Below are 20,530 nucleotides of genomic sequence, written 5' to 3'. Positions count from 1 at the left end.
CCTGTCAGTCCTTGCCCGGCGCGCCCTGTGCGGGCTTGAGGGCTTTGTCCTGGCCGATGCGGATCGCGGCGCCGGGGGTGAGCTTCAACTGGCCGGCGGTGACCACCTGTTCCCCGGCCTGCAGGCCCTTGCTGACCACCACCACGCCGTCACGGCGCTCGCCGGTCTGCACCGTGCGCTGCTCGGCGGTGAGCTGCGGCTGGCCCTTGTCGTCGTTTTCCGGCTTGCCGTCCTTGCCCTTTTTCGGCGTGGCGACGTATACCGAGTTGCCATACAGGGTGTAGGTGATGGCGCTTTCCGGCACTACCACTTGTGGCTGCGGGTTGGGTAGCAGGATCAGCAGGCTGGCGAACATGCCAGGCAGCAGCTTGCCGTCCGGGTTGGCCATGGTCGCGCGCACCAGCAGGTTGCGCGTGGTTTCCTCGACCTTGGGGTTGATGGCGCTGAGGCTGGCTGGGAAGGTCTGGCCCGGGTAGGCGGCCACCTGCACCAGCACCTGCTGGCCCAGGCTGAGGTGCGGCAGGGCCTGTTCCGGTACGTTGAAGTCGACGTAGAGGCTGGATGTGTCCTGCAGGGTGGCGATCACCGTGCCGGCGGCCAGGTAGTCGCCGACGTCCACCTGGCGAATGCCGATGGTGCCGCTGAACGGGGCGCTGATGCTCTTCTTGGTCTTCGATGCCTTGAGCTGGTCGACCACCGCCTGGTTGCGCCGGTACTGGGCGGTGAGGCGGTCGAACTCGCCGCGGGAGATGGCCGAGTCGCCGACCAGCTGGCTGCCACGGCCGAAATCTACCTTGGCCAGGCCCAGGTCGGCCTGGGCGGTGCCGAGCAGGGCGGTTTCCTGGTCGTCGTTGAGTTGCAGCAACAGTTGCCCGGCCTTGACCTGCTGGCCCGAGTCGAAATGCAGGGCCTTGACGATGCCTTCCACCTCCAGGCTCAGCTCCACGCCCTGTAGCGCCTTGAGGCTGCCGACGGCGGGCAGGCGCTCTTGCCACGGGCGCTGTTCGGCCAAGGCGGCCGCCACGGTGATGGGCGGCTTGGGGGCAGTGAACATCTGGATCTGCTGGTAGATCGAAAAGGCTTTGTAGCCCCCCAGGGCCAGCACGATCAGCAGAACCACGGCCAACATGATGAGCATGCGGCGGCGCAGCATAGGTCCGGTTCCTTGGATGCGGTTGTTATTCGCTTAGACACGACAACGGGCGATCCTGCCCACGTGTGGATGGGGCAAGTATTGACTGTTTTTGGGGGGAAGGGGAGTGGAATGCCTGGGCCGGCCCCTTCGCGGCTGAAGCCGCTCCCACAGGGACCGCGCAGTCAGCGGGTTGCGCTATTCCTGTGGGAGCGGCTTTAGCCGCGAAGGGGCCAGTACAGCCAACCCGAAAATCAGACGAGATGCAGGTGGTTGTCCCAGAAACCGGACGGCAGGTTCATCGGTTGCCCGACCAGCTCGGCCTTGCGGCAATCATAGAACCGGCAACGGCCCTGCCCGGAGGTGACGACAAAGCCGTCCTGTACCGCGCCCACCCCCGCGCAATCGGGCATTGGCGCATCCAGCCGCACCGCGCCGCTGTCCAGGTCCCAGACGAACAGGCGGTTGGCCCGTGGCGCGGTCAGCGCCACCAGCCGCAGCTCGCTGTGGATAGCCACGCTGGCGGTGTACTGGGCCATGGCCTGCAACTGCCGTTCCGGCACCGGGAAGGCCTTGAACGGCTCGCCCGGGCGCTTGATCGCCAGCAGCTCTGCGGTTTCATCGGCATCACCCATGAACTGTTGGCAGGCGGCGATGGTGCCATCGCTGCCTACCGCCAGGTGGCGCACGCTGTTCATCTGCTGGGCCAGGGTTTCCTTGCTCAGCAGGGTACCGTCGCGCTGCAGCAGCACCAGGCTCGGCTCCATGGCGTCGAGGTTCATCTCCACCCGGCTTTCGGCTTCGGTGCGGATACCGCCGTTGGCCACGATCAGCGTTTCGCCGTCCGGTAGCCAGGCCACTTCGTGCGGGCCGATGCCGTGGGTCGGAATCTCCCCGCTGTGCACCAGGCGCTCGCCTTCGAAACGGTACACACCGAGTACGCCACGCCCCGGGTCGGTGGTGTCGTTCTCGGTGGCATACAGCCATTCGCCACTTTTGTGAATGACCGCGTGGCCGTAGAAGTGCCGGTTCGGCTGCGAGGTGACGGTCTGCAGCAGGCGCCCGTCGCGCAGGTCGACCAGGTAGCTTTCGGTGCCGGGGCGGCGGGCGACGAACAGGGCGATCGGCAGGTCCGGGTGATGGATGATGGCATGGCAGCGTTGGGCGACCTGGGTGCTGAACACCTGGGTGCCGTCCAGGCGGAACCCGACCGCATAGTGCTTGCCGTCGCCGTCGTCACGCGCCGACAGCAGCAGGGGCTCGCTGCCTTTGTTGCGGAACAGGCTCCAGCCGCCCAGGGTTAGGGCGCTGAGCAATACGCTACCGAGTTTGAGGGCCTGGCGTCGCAGCATGATCAGTCACCGTCGTTGGCATTGAAGCCCAGCTGGATGTTCAATGCCTTGGCCAGCTCGCCTTCGTGCAGGCGGTGGACGGCGTTGAGGCTGTCGTAGATCTGGTTCAGGGTTTGCTGGCCGGCGTCGTCGGCCAGCAGCTCGCCCAGGGTCTTCTGGTTGGCGGCCAGCAGTTTGAGCGAGGCAGCGTAGGCGGCGTCGATCTTGTCCGCCAGGGCTTTCTGATCGCTGGACAGCAAGCCGCGCAGGCCTTGGTTGTCGACCCCGACCCAGACCGCTTCGGCGGCCTTGAGGCTGGCCTCCAGGCTCTTGAGCGAGCTGTGGCTGCGCCAGGCTTCGGCCTGCAGTGGCTGCGGGATACCCTTGCTCTGGCGGCCCATCGGCGCACCGAGCTTTTTCTTCAGGCTGTCCAGGGCGGTGACCTGGGCGCGCAGCAGGTCGGCGATGGCCTCGTGGGAGTCGGCGTAGCGCTGGTTGGGGAACTTGGTCATCTGCGAGAGCATGCCGTCGGTGCTGTTCCAGCCCTTGAGGATCTCTTCGGCCAGGGCCTTCTGGTGTTCACCAATGGCGACCAGCAACGGGCAGTAGCGGGCTTTCTGCTCGGCTGTGGCGATGTCCGGCTTGCTGTCGAACAGGATGTACTCGTAGGCCGACAGGCCACGTACCACCACGCTGGCCTTGCCCAGGGCCGCGGCATCGACCGGTTGGTCGGCGTTGACCAGTTGCTCGACCTGGCGGCCGACCAGGTTCTTCTTGTCGGGCCAGAACTGTACCTGCCAGGCGCGGTTGCCTTCGGCCAGCGGGCCGACGAGCAGCGGTTGCAGTTCGGCCCAGGCCTTTTGCGCGTTGAGGAAGTCGGCACGGGCCTTGTCCAGGGTTTCCTTGCCTTCGCAGTAGGCCAGGGCGCTGGCGGCCAGCGTGCGGTCGGCTTCGACCCAGCGGCTGTAGGTGGGCAGGATCACCTGCTTGGCGATGGCAGCGGAGGTCACGGCTTGCGGGTCCTGCGGCGAGCAGGCGCCGAGGGCGAGTGCGGCGAGGCTGGTGAACAACAGTTTGGGTCGGAACATGCCCGGCTCCTTTGCGCTTTTTAAAGTGAGTTCAGGAACGCCAGCAACGCGGCACGCTGCTCGGCATTGAAAGTGAGTACGAAATTGCGTGCCGCCTCGGCCTCGCCACCGTGCCAGAGCACGGCTTCGAGCAGGTTGCGGGCGCGGCCGTCGTGCAGGAACTGGCTGTGGCCACTGACCGTTTCGCTCAGGCCGATGCCCCACAGTGGCGGGGTGCGCCAGTCCTGGCCGTTGGCGGCAAATTCGGTGCGTTCGTCGGCCAGGCCCGGGCCCATGTCATGCAGCAGCAGGTCGCTGTAGGGACGGATCAGCTGGTTGGCCAGCTCCGGCTCGGCGGCATTGGCGGCGGTGGTGAACTGCGGTGTATGGCAGCCCTGGCAGCCGGCCTGGTAGAACAGGTTCTTGCCTGCCAGCACCTGCGGCGAGCCCACGTCGCGGCGGGCCGGCACGGCCAGGTTGCGTGTGTAGAAGGTGACCAGGCGCAGGATGTTGTCGCTGACTTCCTTCTCGCCATTGGCACCGTCGCCGTTGGGCGCGGCCAGGCAGTCGGCCTGCGCCGGGGTACAGTCATCGTTGGGCTGCAGGGAGGTGGTCAGGCCCATGTCGCCGGCAAAGGCGTGCACGTTCTGCTGGTTGACGTTGGGCTGCCCGGCCTTCCAGCCGAAGCGGCCGACCACGGTCTTGCCCTGGGCGTCGTCCCACACCCGGTTGGCCCGGCCGCGGATGCCGTCGCGGTTGCGGTCATCCGGGTCTTCGTTGGCCAGCAGGTCGGCTTCGGGGATGGCTTCGAGCAGGCCCAGGCCGATCATTGGCGGCGCCACCCGCGCCGAAAAGCGCGTGTCGGGGTGCATCACGCCATAGCCGAGCTGGGTGATCTGCAGGGCCGGCTTGCGCAGCTCGACCTGGTGGCCGTCCTCGAACGACACCGTTTCGCTGGTGTAGCTCACCCGCACCTTGCCTTCCGGCGTCACGCCGGGGATGGCCATGTCCTGCAGCTGGGTGCCATAGACCGGCTCCGGCACCACGCCGAGGCGTTCGACCACCTTGGCCAGGTAGGGCTGGTCGGGGATCGACAGGCGTACCAGCATCGATACGGCGTTGCTGTCGCCCGGCTCTGGCGGGTGGCCGCGGCCGTCGCGCACGTGGCAGTTCTGGCAGGCATTGGTGTTGAACAGCGGGCCCAGGCCGTCACGGGCGGTGGTGGTGGACGGGGCGATCACCCAGGGGTTGCGGAAGAAGCTGTTGCCTACGGCGAAGTCCAGGCGCCGCTCGGGCGAGAGGTTGGCCGAGGGCAGGGAATAGGCATTGCGGTCAGTGCGCTGCACGGTGGCTTTGCCGCCCGACAACGCTTCGCCGGGCTCGGCCTGGGTGAAACGCGGGGCGTCGTCACAGGCGGCGAGGGCAAAGGCCAGCAGCAGGGGGGAGAGTCGGGACAGCGACAAGGACATCGAGAATCCTGGGCGTGAGCGAAAAACCGGCGTGCAAGCTTAGCAGGGTGAGGGAGTTTGAATAAGAGCAATTTGCAATTGCTGGATGAAATCGGTGTCAGTTGGCCATGGTCTGTGGTTGCCTGGTCGGGCCCTATCGCCGGCAAGCCAGCTCCCACAGGTACTTCACAGCCCTTGAGCCCTGTGGGGTACCTGTGGGAGCTGGCTTGCCGGCGATAGGGCCGGAAGCAAAAAAGGCGACCCGAAGGCCGCCTCTTTCAGAACCGCTACAGCAGGATCAGAACTCGTGATCCGCGGTATCCGGGTTCAGGTTGGCAATGCCCAGCTTGCCCGCGGCCTGCTCGATCGCACCGGTCTGCTTGACCAGGGAGGCGATGGCGTCACGCACGATCTGGTTGCCGGCTGCGTTGTCGGCAGCGATCAGCTGGTCGTAGTGCTCGCCCTTGAGGGCGTGGTCGACGATCACCTGGATCTTGGCTTCGGTGGCTTCCAGGTCGGCCTTGAGGGTGGCGTCGGCGGCCGGGTCTACCTTGGCCACCAGCGACGACAGGCTCGGGCCGGTCACCTTGCTGCCGTCCGGGCGGGTGTACTCGCCCAGGTAGACGTTGCGGATGCCCTTGGCGTCGTAGAAGTGCGAGTAGTGAGTGTTGTCGCTGAAGCAGTCGTGCTCGTCTTCCGGCGAGTTGGCTTCCAGCGAAACCTTCATGCGTTCGCCAGCCAGTTCGCCCAGCGACAGGCTGCCCATGCCGAACAGCATCTTGCGCAGGCCGTCGTTGACCGACTCGGCTTCCAGCTTGGCGCGGTAGTTGTCGGCGACGTTCGGTGCCCAGTTGCCGACCATCTCTTCGAGGTCCTTGACCAGCAGGTCGGTGACCGCTTTCAGGTAGGCACGGCGGCGGTCGTTGTGGCCACCGGTGGCGCCCTTGCCTTCGAGGTAATCCGACGCCGGACGGTTGCCCGCGCCCGGGCCGGTGCCGTTCAGGTCCTGGCCCCAGAGCAGGAACTCGATGGCGTGGTAGCCGGTGGCGACGTTGGCCTCGGAGCCGCCCAGTTCGTTCAGGCTGGCAAGCTTCTCGGGGGTGATGTCCTTGACGTCGATCTTCTCTTCGCCCACCTGGATCTCGGTGTTGGCGATGATGTTGGCGTTGGCCGCCGGGTTGCCCAGGGCGTGCTCATAGCTCTTGTCGACGTAGTCGATCAGGCCTTCGTCCAGCGGCCAGGCGTTCACCTGGCCTTCCCAGTCGTCGATGATGGTGTTGCCGAAGCGGAAGGCTTCGCTCTGCAGGTACGGTACGCGCGAGGCGACCCAGGCTTCTTTGGCTGCCTTCAGGGTTTCGTCGTTGGGCTTGGCCAGGAACGCGTCGACTGCGGTCTGCAGGGTCTTGGCGGTGCTCAGCGAATCGCTGTACACGGCGTAGACCAGCTCGGCGTAATGCTTGACCACGGCTTTGCCGGCGGCTTCGTCGACAGCCCCGGGCGCCGCAGCGGTGGTGCTGGCGGCAGCAGGTGCCTGGGCTTGCGGCGCGGCGGCCTTGTCGTCCTTGCCTTCACCGCAACCGGCGAGAGCGATGGCAATGGCCAGCAGACTGGCGGAGGCCAGAGGCATTCGAATCATTATTGGTTTTCCTGCGTCGTGTGGTTGGACCAAGGGGTGGACCGTGCGCCGTGGCACGCGAAACCGCAACATCATGCGAAAGATTTGCATTTGCTGTAAAGGGGGCGGGCATGCAATTCGTGTAAATGCCGGTCACGGCCTGTAACCGGGCAGGCGACTCAGAACATCGAAACCTGGTTTCGCTGCGCCTGCTTGAGGAAGTTGGTCAGCTCACGGGCCGACAGCGGCTTGCTGTAGTGGTAGCCCTGGCCCTCGTGGCAGCCCTGGGCGACGATGTAGGTTTCCTGTTCGGCGGTTTCCACGCCTTCGGCGATCACCTGCATCCCCAGGCTCTTGCCGAGCTGGATGATGGCGCGAACGATGGTGGCGTCGTCATCGTCGTCCAGCAGGTCCTGGACGAAGCTCTTGTCGATCTTGATCTTGTCCAGCGGCAGCGATTTCAGGTAGCTGAGCGACGAGTAGCCGGTGCCGAAGTCGTCGATGGCAATCAGTGCTCCGGAGCGGCGCAGGCTCAGCAGGTGCTGGGCGGCGGTGCTGATGTCTTCCATCAGGCCGGTCTCGGTGACTTCCAGCTCCAGGCTGCGCGGCGGCAGGCGATAGGCCTGCAGCAGGTTGTTGACCACCCGCGGCAGTTCGTTGTGGTGCAGCTGCACAGTCGACAGGTTGACCGCCATGCGCAGCTCGCTGAAGCCCATGTCGTGCCATTCGCGCAATTGCCGGCAGGCCTGGTCGAGCACCCATTCGCCGATGCTGATGATGCTGCCGTTCTGTTCGGCCAGGGGGATGAACTGGTCTGGCGGCACCATGCCCAGCTCCGGGTGCTGCCAGCGCAGCAATGCCTCGACACCGACCACGCGGTGGTCGCGGTAGCTGATCTGTGGCTGGTACACCAGGTACAGCTGGTTGCGCGGCAGGGCTTCGCGCAGGTCCTTTTCCAGCTCGCGACGGCGGCGCATCTCGCTGTCGACGCTGGCGATGTAGAACTGGTAGCGGTTGCGCGAACGGGCCTTGGCCAGGGTCATGGTCTGTTCGGCTTTCTGCAGCAGCTTCTCGGTGCTGTCGCCGTCTTCCGGGAACAGGGTGATGCCGATGGTAGCGCGCAGGCGGATCTGCTGGTGGTGGTCGAGGTCGAACGGCACTTCCAGGTCGTCGAGGATACTCTGCGCCAGTTCGGCCGCCTCGTAGGGCTGCTCGATATTGGCCTGCACCAGGGCGAACTGGTCACCACCCAGGCGTGCCAGGGCGCCCAGGCGGCCACTGTGGGCGCGCAGGCGGTCGGCCAGGGCCAGCAGCAGCTGGTCGCCGACCTGGTAGCTGAACTGCTCGTTGATGCCCTTGAAGTCGTCCAGGCCTACGCACAGTACCGCCACGCGGTGTTGCAGGCGGCCGCCGTCGACGAGGATCTTGTCCAGTTGCTGCTGCAGCTGCTGGCGGTTGGGCAGGCCGGTGAGGAAGTCGTACTGGGCCATGCGTTGCAGGCTGTTTTCCGCCTCGTGGCGCAGATGGGTGTTGCGCTCGATCGAGGCCAGCAGCTGGTTGGCGGTATTTACCCACAGGCCCAGCTCGTTCTTCTCGTGGCCCTTGAGCAGCGGCAGCTGGTGCTGGCTTGGGCGGTCGGGGTTGATCTGGGTGAGGTGCTCGATGATCTTCGACAGCGGTTTGGTCAGCAGCCAGTGGTAGACCAGGTACAGCACCAGGCCCATGGCCAGGGCCCGCAGCACACCGGAGATGAAGATGATCACGGCGTTGATCAGGAAGTCTTCGCCGTAGGACGAGGTGTCCAGGGTGATGCTCAGGTCGCCGTAGTATTCGCTGTAGGGGCCGCGGCCGACCAGTTGCGTGGTGTAGGTACGTTCCTGGCCGAGGATCAGGTCGGTCAGCCAGCGCATGGACATGTCCTGCAGCGGGCGGGACTTTTCCGCCAGCATGGTTTCGTTGGGGTGGCCGATGGAGGCCATGCGTACCGATTCGTCCTGGAACAGGCCTTCCATCACCTGCATGCCCATTTCGCGGTCGAGGCTGTATACCGCCTGGGTCGAGGGGTCGCGGAACATGTCGAGGATGCGCTGGGCATCGTTGTTCACGGCCTGGCGGGTCTTGTAGGTGTCGTAGACGATTTGCGCACAGCTGAGCACGACACCGACCGCTAGCGCCGACAGCAGCACGACCCTGAGCAACTTGACCGACAAGCTGTTCCGCAATTCCAGCTTCAATGGGGTTTCCTTAATCCATGCGCATGGCATCATTTTGCCATCAACGATGACGATACACTATCGGCCGACCATCAATAGTGTATCGGTTGCCTGACCCCGCAACTTGAATGCGCTGTAACAATCTTCCAGAGGTTTGATGTTAGCGTGCTATGCGGGCTGAGCAAGCAAAACCGTGCTGGCTTTTTCGCGGGTAAACCCGCTCCCACAGGGATAGCATCAAGTCCACAAGCTGCGCCGTACCTGTGGGAGCGGGTTCACCCGCGAAGAGGCCGGTACAGGCATAAAAAAACCCGGCACCGGGCCGGGTTTTTCGTTCAGGGCTGAATGACTCAGGCCTTGAAGGTCTTGCCTTCGAACTGTTCGGCAACGAAGGCCCAGTTGACCAGGTTCCAGAACGCCTCGACGTACTTCGGACGCAGGTTGCGGTAGTCGATGTAGTAGGCGTGTTCCCAGACGTCGCAGGTCAGCAGCGGGGTGTCGCCGCTGGTCAGCGGGCAGCCGGCGCCGATGGTGCTGGCCAGGGCCAGGGAACCGTCAGCCTTCTTCACCAGCCAGCCCCAGCCGGAACCGAAGGTGCCAACCGAAGTCTTGGTGAACTCTTCCTTGAACTTGTCGAAGGAACCGAAAGCGGCGTTGATGGCGTCAGCCAGGGCACCGGTCGGCTGGCCACCGGCGTTTGGTGCCAGGCAGTTCCAGTAGAAGGTGTGGTTCCAGACTTGAGCGGCGTTGTTGAAGATGCCGCCCGAAGAGCTCTTGACGATCTCTTCCAGGGTCTTGCCTTCGAATTCGGTGCCTGGGACCAGGTTGTTCAGGTTCACGACATAGGTGTTGTGGTGCTTGTCGTGGTGATACTCCAGGGTTTCCTTGGAGATGTGCGGCTGCAGGGCATCGTGGGCGTACGGCAGCGGCGGCAATTCAAAAGCCATGGTGGATCTCCTGATTCAGGTCTGTTTGCGGTTTGCGCAAGGCCGATCACGGGCGGCCCGATGAGCGTCGGCGAGTTTGTACTCTTTGCGACGCAAGGGCTGGATCATAGCACCGGGCCCGGCGCATAACCACGCAACAAAGATAGGGAATAGAGGTTCCAGAGCGGTCGGGGCGTGCCGACCGGTGGTGTTCGGCTTATCCCTTGTGGCGCCTGTGAGATCGAGCGCCGCGCGGGCGGCGCTCGATCTCACAGGCGCTAAAATGTTGTGACAAGCCCAGCTCAGTTGAAGATCAACTGCGCCGCCACCGCGAACATCATCACCGCCACCATCAGGTCGAGCATGCGCCAGGTCGCCGGCCTGGCCAGCCACGGTGCCAGCCAGGCCGCACCGATCGCCAGGGTCGAGAACCACAGCAGCGAGGCGCTGGCAGCGCCGGCCACGTAGGCGCCAGGCGCAGCCTGCTGGGCGCCCAGTGAGCCGATCAGCAGCACCGTGTCGAGGTACACGTGCGGGTTCAGCAGGGTCACCGCCAGGGCGCTGAGCAGTACCGCGCGGCGTGAGCGTGCACCCTGGCCTTGCTGGTGTTGCAGGCTCTGCCTGGAGCAGGCGCTGCGCAAAGCCTTGGCGCCGTACCAGATCAGGAACACCGCACCGCCCCAGCGGGCGACCGCCAGCAACGTCGGGTTGTGCGCCAGCACGGTGGCCAGGCCGAACACTCCGGCCGCCACCAGGATGGCGTCACAGACGATACACAGTGCCGCCACCGGCAAATGATGCTCGCGGCGCAAGCTCTGGGCGAGGACGAAGGCGTTCTGTGCACCGATGGCCATGATCAGGCCGAAGGCCACGAGCATGCCGTTGAGATAGCTTTGCCACATGGCGTGCTCTCCAATGAGTCCAAAAGATGCTGGTCATTGTGATGAACCACGCTGTATAAGAAAAACAAATAGAGCTGATCCGTCATTAGGAAAATCGATGTTCGACTACAAGCTGCTGGCCGCCCTTGCCGCGGTGATCGAGCAGGGCGGTTTCGAACGCGCGGCGCAGGTGCTGGGCTTGTCGCAGTCGGCCATCTCCCAGCGCATCAAGCTGCTCGAGGCGCGGGTCGGCCAGCCGGTGCTGGTGCGTGCCACACCGCCCAGCCCGACCGAAGTCGGCCGCCAGTTGCTCAACCATGTGCAGCAGGTGCGCCTGCTCGAACGCGACCTGCAGCGCCAGGTGCCGGCGCTGGACGAGGAGGGCATGCCGGAGCGCCTGCGCATCGCCCTCAACGCCGACAGCCTGGCTACCTGGTGGGCCGGCGCAGTGGGCAACTTCTGCGCACAGCAGAACGTGCTGACCGACCTGGTGGTGGAAGACCAGGAAGTGGGCCTGAAACGCATGCGTGCGGGCGAAGTGGCGGCCTGCCTGTGTGGCAGCGAGCGGCCGGTGGCCGGCGCGCGCAGCCTGCCGCTGGGCGCCATGCGCTACCGGGCGCTGGCCAGCCCCGGGTTCATGGCGCGGCATTTTCCGCAGGGCTTCGCTGCCAGCCGCCTGGCCCGTACCCCGGCGATCGTGTACGGCCCGGACGACTTCCTGCAACACCGCTACCTGGCATCGCTGGGCATCGAGGATGGCTTCCTGCACCACTTGTGCCCGTCGTCCGAAGGCTTCCTGCGCATGACCGAAGCCGGCCTGGGCTGGGGCCTGGTGCCGGAACTGCAGGCTCGCGAGCAACTGGTCAGCGGCCAGTTGGTGGAAATCTGCAGCGATACCCCCATCGATGTGCCGCTGTACTGGCATCATTGGCGCAATGGCGGGCAACTGCTCGCGCAACTGACCGACCACCTGCGGCACACCGCACGGCAATGGCTGGTGCCCTTGTAGCCACGGCTGGCGTCAGTTGCATCTGAAATCTGGCAAGACGGAGTCTTACATGCGAATTCTGGTCACCGGCGCGAGTGGCTTCATTGGCGGGCGCTTTGCGCGCTTTGCCCTGGAGCAGGGCCTGGACGTGCGGGTCAGCGGCCGTCGAGCCGAAGGGGTCGAGCACCTGGTCAAGCGCGGCGCCCAGTTCATCCCCGGCGACCTGGGTGATGCCGAGCTGGCCCGCCGCCTGTGCCAAGGCGTCGAGGCGGTGGTGCACTGCGCCGGCGCAGTGGGCAACTGGGGGCGCTACCAGGACTTCTATCAAGGCAATGTGGTGGTCACCGAAAACGTGGTCGAGGGCTGCTTGAAGGAGCACGTACGGCGGCTGGTACACCTGTCGTCGCCGTCGATCTACTTCAATGGCCGCTCGCGCCTGGACATCCGGGAAGAGCAGGTGCCGCGCCGCTTCCATGACCACTACGGGCAGACCAAGCACATGGCCGAGCAGAAAGTGTTCGGTGCCCAGGAGTTCGGCCTCGAGGTGCTGGCGCTGCGCCCGCGCTTCGTCACCGGCGCCGGCGATGCCAGTATCTTCCCGCGGCTGATGCAGATGCAGCGCAAGGGGCGTGTGGCGATCATCGGCAACGGCCTGAACAAAGTCGATTTCACCAGCGTGCACAACCTCAACGAAGCGCTGCTCAGTGCCCTGTTCGCTGACGACCGGGCGCTGGGCCAGGCCTATAACATCAGCAACGGCCAGCCGCTGCCGCTGTGGGATGTGGTCAACTACGTGATGCGCCAGATGCAGTTGCCGCAGGTTACCCGGTACCGCTCCTACGGCCTGGCCTACAGCCTGGCCGCGCTGAACGAGGCGGCCTGCATGTTGTGGCCGGGGCGCCCGCAACCGACCCTGTCGCGCCTGGGGATGCAGGTGATGAGCCGCGATTTCACCCTGGATATCAGCCGCGCCCGGCAGTACCTGGACTACCAGCCCAAGGTCAGCCTGTGGACGGCGCTGGATGAATTCTGTGCCTGGTGGAAGCACCAGCCGCCGGGGCAGTGAAGCCGCTCGGCTGACAATGGTCATCAACGCGCTGCGCTGGCGGTTTATACTCGTGCCTCTTTGCGACTACCGCGGTTGAATGTATCCATGCGTAACCATGCTCACGATGACTACGATGACGTGCCTACCCTGCGGGCCGGCACCCATGACGATGACGAACTGATGCCGGCGCACGTGGTGCGCAGCCGCCAGAAAGCCGCTCGCGGTGCAAGCACGGCGCCGCTATGGGCATTGCTCGGGGCCTCGTTCATCGCCTTGGCGGGCCTTGGCTGGTGGAGCTTCCAGCAGATCTCGCTGATGGAGCAGCAACTGGTGGCGACCCAGGAAAGCTTCGCCCGCATCAGCGAAGAGGCTGCCGGGCGCCTGCAGGCGATCAGCGGCAAGGTGGCGGCCAGCGAATCCGGCGCCACTACCAACAGCGAGGCGTTGAAGCTGCAGCTGCGCCAGTTGCAGAAGGGTGTGGCCGGGCAGACCGGTGACCTGGGCAAGCGCCTGGAGCAGGTGCTGGCCGATACCCGTGAACAGCAGAAGGCCGTGACCGAGCTGCAGAGCCAGTTGCAGGCGCAACTGAAGGCAGTGAATGGCGAGCTGGCCGCGTTGCGCTCGGGGCAGGTCGATGGTGGCAAGCTGGATACGCAGTTCAAGGGCCTGAACGAACAGGTTGCTGCGCTGAAGGCCGCGCAGGCTGATGGCGCCAAGCTGGACGGGCAGCTCAAGAGCCTGGGCAACGAGGTGGCAGCGCTGAAGAAGCAGGGTAACCCGAGCGCGGCCATCCAGGACCTGGAGCAGGACATCCTGGTGCTCAAGAGCCAGATCGACAACCGCCCGGCCGCGGCGGCGTCCAGTGGTGCTTCGGTGCAGGAATTCGACGCCTTCCGGGCGCAGACGACCCGCAACCTGAATACCTTGCAGAGCCAGATCCAGAACCTGCAGCAGCAGATCAACGCCCGCCCGTGACATTGTAGGGGAGGGCTTTGCCCTCCTATCGCGACACAAGGCCGCTCCTACAGGAAATCGCGTTCCCCTGTAGGAGCGGCCTTGTGTCGCGAAAGGGCCGCAAAGCGGCCCCGGCGATTTCAGTTACAACCGCGGATAATCGATGTACCCCACCGGCCCCTTGCCATAGAAAGTCTCCGGCCGCGCCTCGTTCAACGGCGCATCCGCCGCCAGCCGCGCCGGCAGGTCAGGGTTGGCAATGAACGGCACGCCAAACGCCACGGCGTCGGCCTTGCCATTGGCCAGGGCTGCATTGGCACTGGCCTTGTCAAACCGCTCATTGACGATGTACGGGCCACCGAACGCCTCTTTGATCAGCGGGCCGATACTGTCATCGGCTTCCTTTTCCCGCGAGCAGATGAAGGCAATACCCCGCTTGCCCAGCTCACGGGCCACGTAGGTAAAGGTTTCGGCACGGTCGGCATCGCCCATGTCATGGGCATCGGCACGCGGCGCCAGGTGCACGCCCACGCGGTTTGCGCCCCACACCTCGATGGCCGCATCGGTCACTTCCAGCAGCAGCCGCGCACGGTTTTCCAGCGAGCCGCCGTAGCGGTCGGTGCGCTGGTTGGTGCTGCTCTGCAGGAACTGGTCGAGCAGGTAGCCGTTGGCACCGTGGATCTCCACGCCATCGAAACCGGCAGCCTTGGCATTCTCGGCACCGCTGCGGTAGGCCTCGACGATGTCGATGATTTCTTCTGTTTCCAGCGCGCGTGGGGTGGGGTAGTCACTGAGCGGGCGCACCAGGCTTACATGGCCCTTGGGCTGGATCGCGCTGGGGGCTACCGGCAGCTCGCCGTTCAGGTAGCTGGGGTGGGAGATGCGGCCAACGTGCCACAGCTGCAGGAAGATGCGCCCGCCAGCGGCATGCACGGCCTTGGTCACATTGTTCCAGCCACGCACTTGCTCGTCGTTCCAGATACCAGGGGTATCCGGGTAGCCGACGCCCATGGCACTGACCGAGGTCGCCTCGCTGAGGATCAGCCCGGCGCTGGCGCGCTGCACGTAGTACTCGGCCATCAGCGCATTGGGCACGCGGCCTTCGTCGGCCCGGCAGCGGGTGAGCGGGGCCATGATGATGCGGTTGGGCAGTTGCAGGTCGCCCAGGGTGATCGGATCGAAAAGCGTGGTCATGACGGTTACCTGCCTGTTCAGAGTGCTTGGCGCAGTTGTTCGAGAAACGCCTGGATAGTGGCTTCGTTGCGTTTGAAGAAGTGCCATTGGCCGATCTTCTGGCTGCTGATCAGCCCGGCGCGCTGCAGGGTGGCCAGGTGGGCGGAGACGGTCGACTGCGACAGGCCGCAGCGTTGGTCGATCTGCCCGGCACACACACCGTTCTCGGTGCTGTGGTACTGGTCGGGGAATTGCGTTGCCGGGTCCTTCAGCCAGCTGAGGATTTCTCGCCTGACCGGGTGGGCCAGCGCTTTTATGATTTCGTCGAGATCGAGAGGCATGGGTTGAGGCTCGTTGTAGCGGTATATCGCGATAGGGCGAAATGTAAATCGTGGATTCCCGATATACAAATATGAAGAGGTTCTGAGCTGAGCACGAATCGCTATATCGCGTTATAACGATATAGGCGGCGGCGGTGCTAGACTGCGCTCATGAACTACCTCGCACACCTGCACCTTGGCGGCCCGGCGCCGCAACAACTGCTTGGCAGCCTGTATGGCGACTTCGTCAAAGGCTCGCTGGAAGGGCGCTTCCCGCCTGCGCTGGAGGCGGCCATCCGGCTGCACCGGCATATCGACAGCTATACCGACCAGCACCCGTTGGTGCTGGCGGCACTGGCGCGCTTTCCGCGGGAGCGGCGGCGCTTTGCCGGCATTGTTCTGGATGTGTTTTTCGACCATTGCCTGGCCCGGCATTGGCGGGATTATGCCGAGCAGCCGCTGGCGCAGTTCACCGGGGACTTTTATCGGGTGTTGCTGGCGGAGCCCGAGTTGCCGGGGCGGCTTGCGCGGATTGCGCCGTTCATGGCGGCGGATGACTGGCTGGGGGCGTATGGCGACTTTGCCACGCTGGAGCAGGTGTTCAACGGTATTGCCCGGCGCTTGTCGCGGCCGGAGGGGATGGTTGGGGTGATGGGGGAGCTGGAGCGGCTGTATGAGCCATTGCTGGCGGACTTCAGGGAGTTTTATCCACAGTTGCAGGCGTTTGCAGCGGCTGGCCGGTTGTCTGGCAGTTAGTCCTGCGCTGGCGTTGCCGGCCTCTTCGCGGGTAAACCCGCTCCCACAGGTACACCACAGAACCCAGGATGAGTGCCATCCCTGTGGCTCCCACAGGTACACCACAGAACCCAGGATGAGTGCCATCCCTGTGGCTCCCACAGGTACACCACAGAACCCAGGATGAGTGCCATCCCTGTGGCTCCCACAGGTACACCACAGAACCCAGGATGAGTGCCATCCCTGTGGCTCCCACAGGTACACCACAGAACCCAGGATGAGTGCCATCCCTGTGGCTCCCACAGGTACACCACAGAACCCAGGATGAGTGCCATCCCTGTGGCTCCCACAGGTACACCACAGAACTCAGGATGAGTACCATCCCTGTGGCTCCCACAGGTACACCACAGAACCCAGGATGAGTGCCATCCCTGTGGCTCCCACAGGTACACCACAGAACTCAGGATGAGTGCGGTCCCTGTGGGAGCGGGTTCACCCGCGAAGGGGCCAGAACAGGCAATGCATAAACTCAGGCGGCCCGCGCCTGCCGCCGTGGCGCCAGCTCAACGTCTTCAACCCCGAACAACGCCAGGTGAATCGCCTGCTGCGCCTGCAACGCCAGCACCGCTCGCTCCTTGCCCACGCTGCCGATCGGCTGCAGCAGGTGAATGCATACCTCGCCCCGCGGCAGGGCAAACAGGCGCATCAGGTGCGACACCAGGTCATCGTCACCAATGAACGGTGCAATCGGGTCGATCTGGCCATCGCGCAGGTACTGGATGGCGACGGGCTGCACCGCCACGCCACGGTCGATGGCGCCTGCCAGCAGGCGGCCATGGAAGGTGCGCAGGGTACGGCCGCTGGTGGTGGTGCCTTCCGGGAAGATCAGCAGCGGCCGGGCAAGGCCCAGCTGCCCGGCGATCTGTTCACGCAGGCGCTGGCTGTCGCCCCCGCCACGGCGGATGAACAGGGTGCCGGCCTTTTCCGCCAGCCAGCCGGCCACCGGCCAGTGGCGCACTTCGGCCTTGGACAGGAACGACAGCGGCAGCAGCATGCCGAGCAGCGGAATATCGGTCCAGGACACGTGGTTGCTGACCCACAGCATGGGCCGCTGCGGCAGCTCGCCGACCACCTGCACATCGAAGGGCAGGGCCGCGACCAGGCGCTTCATGAACAGGCAGGTCCAGCGCTGGCGGCGCTCGATGGGCGCCTTGAACCCCAGGCGTTCGCCCAGGGCGATCACGCTGGCCATCAGCATGCCCAGCAGCAGTACCAGCAGCAGTCGAGTCAGGCGGGCTATTACCCGCAGCTTCGGCATCAGACCGCTGCCTTGAAGTGGCGGGCGTAGCGTGGGCACAGTTCGTCGCGCTTGAGCAGGATGAACACGTCGGCCACCTGGAAGTCTTCGTCCCAGCACGGCTCGCCGCAGATCTTCGCGCCCAGGCGCATGTACGCCTTGAGCAGCGGTGGCATTTCGGCAATGACGTTGTTCGGCAGGGCCAGGTTGGGCAACGGGTTCTTCGGCTCGGCGCGCAGGTGCTCGGTGCACAGGTAGCGGTCACGCAGGCGCTGCATTACCGCGTGGGCCTGCACCCCGCCATCCTGCATGGGGATGCTGGCGCAGCCCATCAGGTAGCTGTAGCGGCCTTCGTTGAGCACTTCGGCCAGTTCGCCCCAGAGCACGGCGATGGTGCCGCCGTTGCGGTAATCGGGGGCTACACAGGTGCGGCCCAGCTCCAGGATCGGGCCCTGCAGCTGCAACAGGCCGTGCAGGCTGAATTCCTCTTCGCTATAGAAGCGGCCCAGGCTGCTGGCGGCCTGATGGTCGAGCAGGCGGGTGGTGGCAACCAGCTCGCCGGTGCTCAGGTCGCGTACGCCAATGTGGCGGCAGTGCACGTCGTAGTCGTCCATGTCCAGGCCTTGCTCGGCTCCTTTGAGCTTGGCCTTGAATTCGGCGCTGAACACTTTGTAGCGCAGGGCCTGGGCTTCCTGCAGGGCCGCAGCGCCAACCAGGCGTTCGGCTTGCAGACGGCGTTCGGTGCTGTTGTCGCCAGCGTGAGCGATCCGAGTCATTACGAGTCTCCATAAGCCAGCCATGAAGGGTTGCGGCCGGTCGGCTTTGTTGTGCAAAGTCAGCCTAGGTAGATGGGGTGTCACCCCTGTGAATCTTTGGTGATGCTTGCGTGACACCCCCTGAGCCTCAACTGAAAGCCCTTCAGCAAGGAGCCGACCGATGGCCTGGTTGCAACGACTCAACGACCCGCTTCGCCAAGCGCTGGCGGGCACCCTGGGCGAAACCTATGCCGCGCTGCTCGAGCGCCTTGGTCCGGTTGCCCCGTTCGAACTGGCGGTGCTCGGCGGGCGCGCGATGGCCACCCCGGGCCTGGCCTTCCTGGTCGGCTACCAGGCCGCCTTGCGCGTGCTGTGGCCCAGTGCTCCACCGAGCCTCGGTGCCCTGTGCGCCACCGAACGGCGCAGCGTGCGGCCGGCGGAGATGCGCACGCGCCTGGACGGCTTGCGGCTGACCGGCAGCAAGGACTTCGTCACTGCCGGCCTGGAGGCGGAATGGCTGCTGGTGGCGGCGCGCTGCGAGGCGACGGGCGCGGCGCCGCAGTTGAACCTGGCGGTGGTCTACCCCGGGGAGCCTGGTGTGACGCTGGAAGCGCTGCCGACCCTGCCGCTGATGCCGGAGGTGGGCCATGGGCGACTGGTGCTGGACCAGGCGGCGTGCGAGTTGCTGGCCGGTGATGGTTGGGATGCCTATGTGAAGCCGTTCCGTTCGCTGGAAGACTTGTATGTGCTTACGGCGTTGACGGCCTGGCTGTATGGCGTGGGGCAGGAGTGCGCCTGGCCGCAGGCCCTGCGCCTGCAGCTGCTTGGGCTGCTGGCCGGGTGTGCCGAAGGTAGCCGGCAGTGCGCCGATAGCGTTGGCTGCCATTTGTTGCTGGGGGGATTTTTTGCACAGTTCCAGGCGCTGCGAGGGGAGATCGATGCTGCGTTGGCGGCGGGGCCGGCGCAGTGGGCGCAGATCTGGCAGCGTGACCAGGGGGTGATGGCGCTGGCGGCGGCGGCGCGGGAGAAGCGGCTGAACAAGGCTTGGGCTGCTGCGGGATTGTCATGAATGCCTGATAGGCTTGTGTGATCCGATGAATCCTGGGGCCGCTTTGCGGCCCTTTCGCGACACAAGGCCGCTCCCACAAAAGCGAGAGCAGCGCTGTTCCCTGTGGGAGCGGCCTTGTGTCGCGAAAGGGCTGCGCAGCAGCCCCAAAATTGCGAGCCTGAAACGGGATGCTGAAAAGTCTGCTGCTGCTTTTTTGCATGGCTACGGGAACCGCCAAAGCCGAGGTCTGGCCAACGCCGGACTGGCCAATCGACAACACCCCCCTCGACTGGCAAGCCGTCGACGCCTACGCCTTCCCCGCACACACCACCCCCGAACGCAGCGGCATCCGCACCGACGCCTTGCTGATCATCCGCGACGGCCGCATCCTCCACGAACGCTACGCCGCCCCCAGCACCGCCGCCACCGCCCACCTGACCTGGTCGATCAGCAAGAGCGTACTCGCCACGCTATTGGGCGTAGCCCAGGGCGAAGGCCGCTTCCAGCTGCAGGACCCGGTCACCCGCTTCTACCCGGCCATGCACGCCCATCCCGGCGTGCGCATGGCCGATCTGCTGCATTGGGCCAGCGGCCTGGACTGGCAGGAAGACTACGAGTACGCCCCGCTCAAGTCCTCGGTGGTGGCCATGCTGTATACCCGTGGTCGCGAGGACATGGCGGCCTATGCGGCGGCGCGGGAAGCGGTGGCCAGCCCGGGCCAGCGGTTTCTCTATTCCAGTGGCGACAGCAACCTGCTGGCCGCCGCGTTGCGCGGCATGCTCGATGCCGGTCAGTACCCCGACTACCCCTGGCATGCGCTGTTCACTCCGTTGGGGATCGACAGCGCGGTATGGGAGCGTGACCGCGCAGGTACCTATGTGGGTTCGTCCTACCTGTACCTCAGCGCTCGCGACCTGGCGCGCATCGGCCTGCTGATGCAGCGCGACGGGCGCTGGCAGGATCGGCAATTGCTGCCCAAGCCCTGGGTGGCTTTCAACCGCACGCCGTTTGCCGCGGCCCAAGCGCTGCCCGGCGAGGCCAACCCCGGTGGCCACTGGTGGCTCAACCAGCCGCTGGCCGGTGCTGCCCGGCCTTGGCCGAGTGCGCCCGCAGACACCTACGCAGCCCTTGGCCACTGGGGCCAGGCGCTGTACGTGCTGCCCGCGCGAAAGCTGGTGATCGTGCGTTACGCCGATGACCGCGACGGCAGCTACCAGCACGACGAACTGCTCAAGCGGATACTCGCGGCGCTGGCCGGGGAGGGGGCATGAAGCGGGTGCTGCTGGTGGTGTTGCTGGGGCTGGTGTACTGGGCCTGGCACGAGCGCCAGGCCTTGGCGGACTTCCCCGGTATCCTTTCGGCCTACTCGGCCAAGGAATATTGCTCGTGCCGCTTCGTCATGGGGTTCGAGCCGGCGTATTGCCAAGGCTACGTGAAGCAATGGCTGCCGCTGAGCCTGCTGGAGGAAGACAGCCAACAGCGGCAGATCACCGCTGAAGGCCTGGGCCGTCGCAATCAGGCCGCCTGGCAAGGCCCGCGCGAGGGCTGCCGCTTGCTGCCGTGAAGGCGGGCGGGTAAGGTTGGCGGCCTGGTTTCACG

The 20,530-nt window shown here is 65.2% G+C and carries 19 protein-coding genes; 7 read left to right on the top strand and 12 right to left on the bottom strand.

Going from position 1 to position 20,530, the window contains the following annotated elements; all coding sequences use genetic code 11:
• Positions 1-4 precede the first annotated feature (4 nt).
• From CAG46_RS06925 to CAG46_RS06890, 8 genes are all read right to left on the bottom strand, one after another.
• Entirely contained in the window at positions 5-1,153 is a 1,149-nt protein-coding gene (locus CAG46_RS06925; protein ID WP_085614287.1) for an efflux RND transporter periplasmic adaptor subunit, read from the bottom strand.
• A gap of 233 nt (positions 1,154-1,386) precedes the next feature.
• Entirely contained in the window at positions 1,387-2,484 is a 1,098-nt protein-coding gene (locus CAG46_RS06920) for a DUF1513 domain-containing protein (protein ID WP_085614286.1), read from the bottom strand.
• 2 nt (positions 2,485-2,486) lie between these two features.
• Positions 2,487-3,551, bottom strand: a complete 1,065-nt coding sequence (locus CAG46_RS06915) for an imelysin family protein (protein WP_025340522.1) — start codon at positions 3,549-3,551, stop codon at positions 2,487-2,489.
• Between the two features lie 20 nt (positions 3,552-3,571).
• Entirely contained in the window at positions 3,572-4,999 is a 1,428-nt protein-coding gene (locus tag CAG46_RS06910; RefSeq protein WP_085614285.1) for a di-heme oxidoredictase family protein, read from the bottom strand.
• Between the two features lie 277 nt (positions 5,000-5,276).
• A complete protein-coding gene (locus CAG46_RS06905; protein WP_025340520.1) occupies positions 5,277-6,614 on the bottom strand; it encodes an imelysin family protein in 1,338 nt (445 codons plus the stop codon).
• Between the two features lie 158 nt (positions 6,615-6,772).
• Positions 6,773-8,827 carry a bifunctional diguanylate cyclase/phosphodiesterase gene (locus CAG46_RS06900; RefSeq protein ID WP_085592090.1) on the bottom strand — a complete coding sequence of 685 codons (2,055 nt, stop codon included), beginning with the start codon at positions 8,825-8,827 and terminating at the stop codon, positions 6,773-6,775.
• Positions 8,828-9,156: 329 nt separating this feature from the next.
• Positions 9,157-9,753, bottom strand: a complete 597-nt coding sequence (locus CAG46_RS06895) for a superoxide dismutase (protein WP_013974076.1) — start codon at positions 9,751-9,753, stop codon at positions 9,157-9,159.
• A 281-nt stretch (positions 9,754-10,034) separates the two neighbouring features.
• A complete protein-coding gene (locus tag CAG46_RS06890; RefSeq protein WP_085592088.1) occupies positions 10,035-10,634 on the bottom strand; it encodes a LysE/ArgO family amino acid transporter in 600 nt (199 codons plus the stop codon).
• A 97-nt stretch (positions 10,635-10,731) separates the two neighbouring features.
• Here CAG46_RS06890 and CAG46_RS06885 point away from each other — a divergent pair, with 97 nt between their 5' ends.
• From CAG46_RS06885 to CAG46_RS06875, 3 genes are all read left to right on the top strand, one after another.
• Positions 10,732-11,622: a LysR family transcriptional regulator ArgP gene (locus CAG46_RS06885; protein ID WP_025340518.1), complete on the top strand. Its 891-nt coding sequence runs from the start codon at positions 10,732-10,734 to the stop codon at positions 11,620-11,622.
• 49 nt (positions 11,623-11,671) lie between these two features.
• On the top strand, positions 11,672-12,667 hold the full coding sequence (locus CAG46_RS06880) for an NAD(P)-dependent oxidoreductase (protein WP_085614284.1): 996 nt from the start codon (positions 11,672-11,674) through the stop codon (positions 12,665-12,667).
• An 87-nt stretch (positions 12,668-12,754) separates the two neighbouring features.
• Complete coding sequence (locus CAG46_RS06875) at positions 12,755-13,624, top strand: hypothetical protein (RefSeq protein WP_025340516.1); 870 nt, start codon at positions 12,755-12,757, stop codon at positions 13,622-13,624.
• A 123-nt stretch (positions 13,625-13,747) separates the two neighbouring features.
• On the opposite strand, the gene CAG46_RS06870 is transcribed toward CAG46_RS06875, so the two are convergent.
• Together CAG46_RS06870 and CAG46_RS06865 are read right to left on the bottom strand one after the other, a co-directional pair.
• Positions 13,748-14,797 (bottom strand): alkene reductase, encoded by a 1,050-nt coding sequence (locus tag CAG46_RS06870; RefSeq protein WP_013974072.1) that lies wholly within the window; start codon positions 14,795-14,797, stop codon positions 13,748-13,750.
• 17 nt (positions 14,798-14,814) lie between these two features.
• A complete protein-coding gene (locus CAG46_RS06865; RefSeq protein ID WP_003258229.1) occupies positions 14,815-15,117 on the bottom strand; it encodes a helix-turn-helix transcriptional regulator in 303 nt (100 codons plus the stop codon).
• A gap of 150 nt (positions 15,118-15,267) precedes the next feature.
• Between CAG46_RS06865 and CAG46_RS06860 the strand changes: the two genes are divergently transcribed.
• Positions 15,268-15,852: an ACP phosphodiesterase gene (locus tag CAG46_RS06860; protein WP_085592081.1), complete on the top strand. Its 585-nt coding sequence runs from the start codon at positions 15,268-15,270 to the stop codon at positions 15,850-15,852.
• Between the two features lie 508 nt (positions 15,853-16,360).
• Here the strand turns inward: CAG46_RS06860 and CAG46_RS06855 are convergent.
• The gene (locus CAG46_RS06855) at positions 16,361-17,149 is read right to left on the bottom strand and encodes a lysophospholipid acyltransferase family protein (RefSeq protein ID WP_085614283.1); all 789 of its coding nucleotides are present in this window, start codon (positions 17,147-17,149) and stop codon (positions 16,361-16,363) included.
• Complete coding sequence (gene olsB, locus CAG46_RS06850) at positions 17,149-17,904, bottom strand: L-ornithine N(alpha)-acyltransferase (protein WP_015271672.1); 756 nt, start codon at positions 17,902-17,904, stop codon at positions 17,149-17,151. The genes CAG46_RS06855 and olsB overlap by 1 nt, the downstream gene beginning before the upstream one ends.
• Positions 17,905-18,064: 160 nt before the next feature.
• On the opposite strand from olsB, the gene CAG46_RS06845 reads away from it, so the two are divergent.
• From CAG46_RS06845 to CAG46_RS06835, 3 genes are all read left to right on the top strand, one after another.
• Complete coding sequence (locus CAG46_RS06845) at positions 18,065-18,952, top strand: acyl-CoA dehydrogenase (protein ID WP_085614282.1); 888 nt, start codon at positions 18,065-18,067, stop codon at positions 18,950-18,952.
• A 167-nt stretch (positions 18,953-19,119) separates the two neighbouring features.
• Positions 19,120-20,202: a serine hydrolase gene (locus tag CAG46_RS06840; RefSeq protein ID WP_085614281.1), complete on the top strand. Its 1,083-nt coding sequence runs from the start codon at positions 19,120-19,122 to the stop codon at positions 20,200-20,202.
• Positions 20,199-20,495: an amidase gene (locus CAG46_RS06835; RefSeq protein ID WP_085614280.1), complete on the top strand. Its 297-nt coding sequence runs from the start codon at positions 20,199-20,201 to the stop codon at positions 20,493-20,495. The genes CAG46_RS06840 and CAG46_RS06835 overlap by 4 nt, the downstream gene beginning before the upstream one ends.
• Positions 20,496-20,530: the final 35 nt, after the last annotated feature.

Origin of the sequence: Pseudomonas sp. B23(2017) (assembly GCF_002113725.1) — a bacterium.
In the GTDB taxonomy this organism is placed as follows: domain Bacteria; phylum Pseudomonadota; class Gammaproteobacteria; order Pseudomonadales; family Pseudomonadaceae; genus Aquipseudomonas; species Aquipseudomonas putida_Z.
Note: the sequence above shows the minus strand (reverse complement) of the source record. Positions and strands in the feature narration are given on the sequence as shown.

Excerpts from the sequence above, each read along its gene's own strand:
- CAG46_RS06920 (WP_085614286.1), bottom strand. The coding sequence starts at position 2,484 with ATGCTGCGACGCCAGGCCCTCAAACTCGGTAGCGTATTGCTCAGCGCC.
- CAG46_RS06885 (WP_025340518.1), top strand. The coding sequence starts at position 10,732 with ATGTTCGACTACAAGCTGCTGGCCGCCCTTGCCGCGGTGATCGAGCAG.
- CAG46_RS06870 (WP_013974072.1), bottom strand. The coding sequence starts at position 14,797 with ATGACCACGCTTTTCGATCCGATCACCCTGGGCGACCTGCAACTGCCC.
- CAG46_RS06865 (WP_003258229.1), bottom strand. The coding sequence starts at position 15,117 with ATGCCTCTCGATCTCGACGAAATCATAAAAGCGCTGGCCCACCCGGTC.
- CAG46_RS06860 (WP_085592081.1), top strand. The coding sequence starts at position 15,268 with ATGAACTACCTCGCACACCTGCACCTTGGCGGCCCGGCGCCGCAACAA.
- CAG46_RS06875 (WP_025340516.1), top strand. The coding sequence starts at position 12,755 with ATGCGTAACCATGCTCACGATGACTACGATGACGTGCCTACCCTGCGG.
- CAG46_RS06855 (WP_085614283.1), bottom strand. The coding sequence starts at position 17,149 with ATGCCGAAGCTGCGGGTAATAGCCCGCCTGACTCGACTGCTGCTGGTA.
- CAG46_RS06835 (WP_085614280.1), top strand. The coding sequence starts at position 20,199 with ATGAAGCGGGTGCTGCTGGTGGTGTTGCTGGGGCTGGTGTACTGGGCC.
- CAG46_RS06895 (WP_013974076.1), bottom strand. The coding sequence starts at position 9,753 with ATGGCTTTTGAATTGCCGCCGCTGCCGTACGCCCACGATGCCCTGCAG.
- CAG46_RS06840 (WP_085614281.1), top strand. The coding sequence starts at position 19,120 with ATGCTGAAAAGTCTGCTGCTGCTTTTTTGCATGGCTACGGGAACCGCC.
- CAG46_RS06890 (WP_085592088.1), bottom strand. The coding sequence starts at position 10,634 with ATGTGGCAAAGCTATCTCAACGGCATGCTCGTGGCCTTCGGCCTGATC.
- CAG46_RS06910 (WP_085614285.1), bottom strand. The coding sequence starts at position 4,999 with ATGTCCTTGTCGCTGTCCCGACTCTCCCCCCTGCTGCTGGCCTTTGCC.
- olsB (WP_015271672.1), bottom strand. The coding sequence starts at position 17,904 with ATGACTCGGATCGCTCACGCTGGCGACAACAGCACCGAACGCCGTCTG.
- CAG46_RS06880 (WP_085614284.1), top strand. The coding sequence starts at position 11,672 with ATGCGAATTCTGGTCACCGGCGCGAGTGGCTTCATTGGCGGGCGCTTT.
- CAG46_RS06905 (WP_025340520.1), bottom strand. The coding sequence starts at position 6,614 with ATGATTCGAATGCCTCTGGCCTCCGCCAGTCTGCTGGCCATTGCCATC.
- CAG46_RS06845 (WP_085614282.1), top strand. The coding sequence starts at position 18,065 with ATGGCCTGGTTGCAACGACTCAACGACCCGCTTCGCCAAGCGCTGGCG.
- CAG46_RS06925 (WP_085614287.1), bottom strand. The coding sequence starts at position 1,153 with ATGCTGCGCCGCCGCATGCTCATCATGTTGGCCGTGGTTCTGCTGATC.
- CAG46_RS06915 (WP_025340522.1), bottom strand. The coding sequence starts at position 3,551 with ATGTTCCGACCCAAACTGTTGTTCACCAGCCTCGCCGCACTCGCCCTC.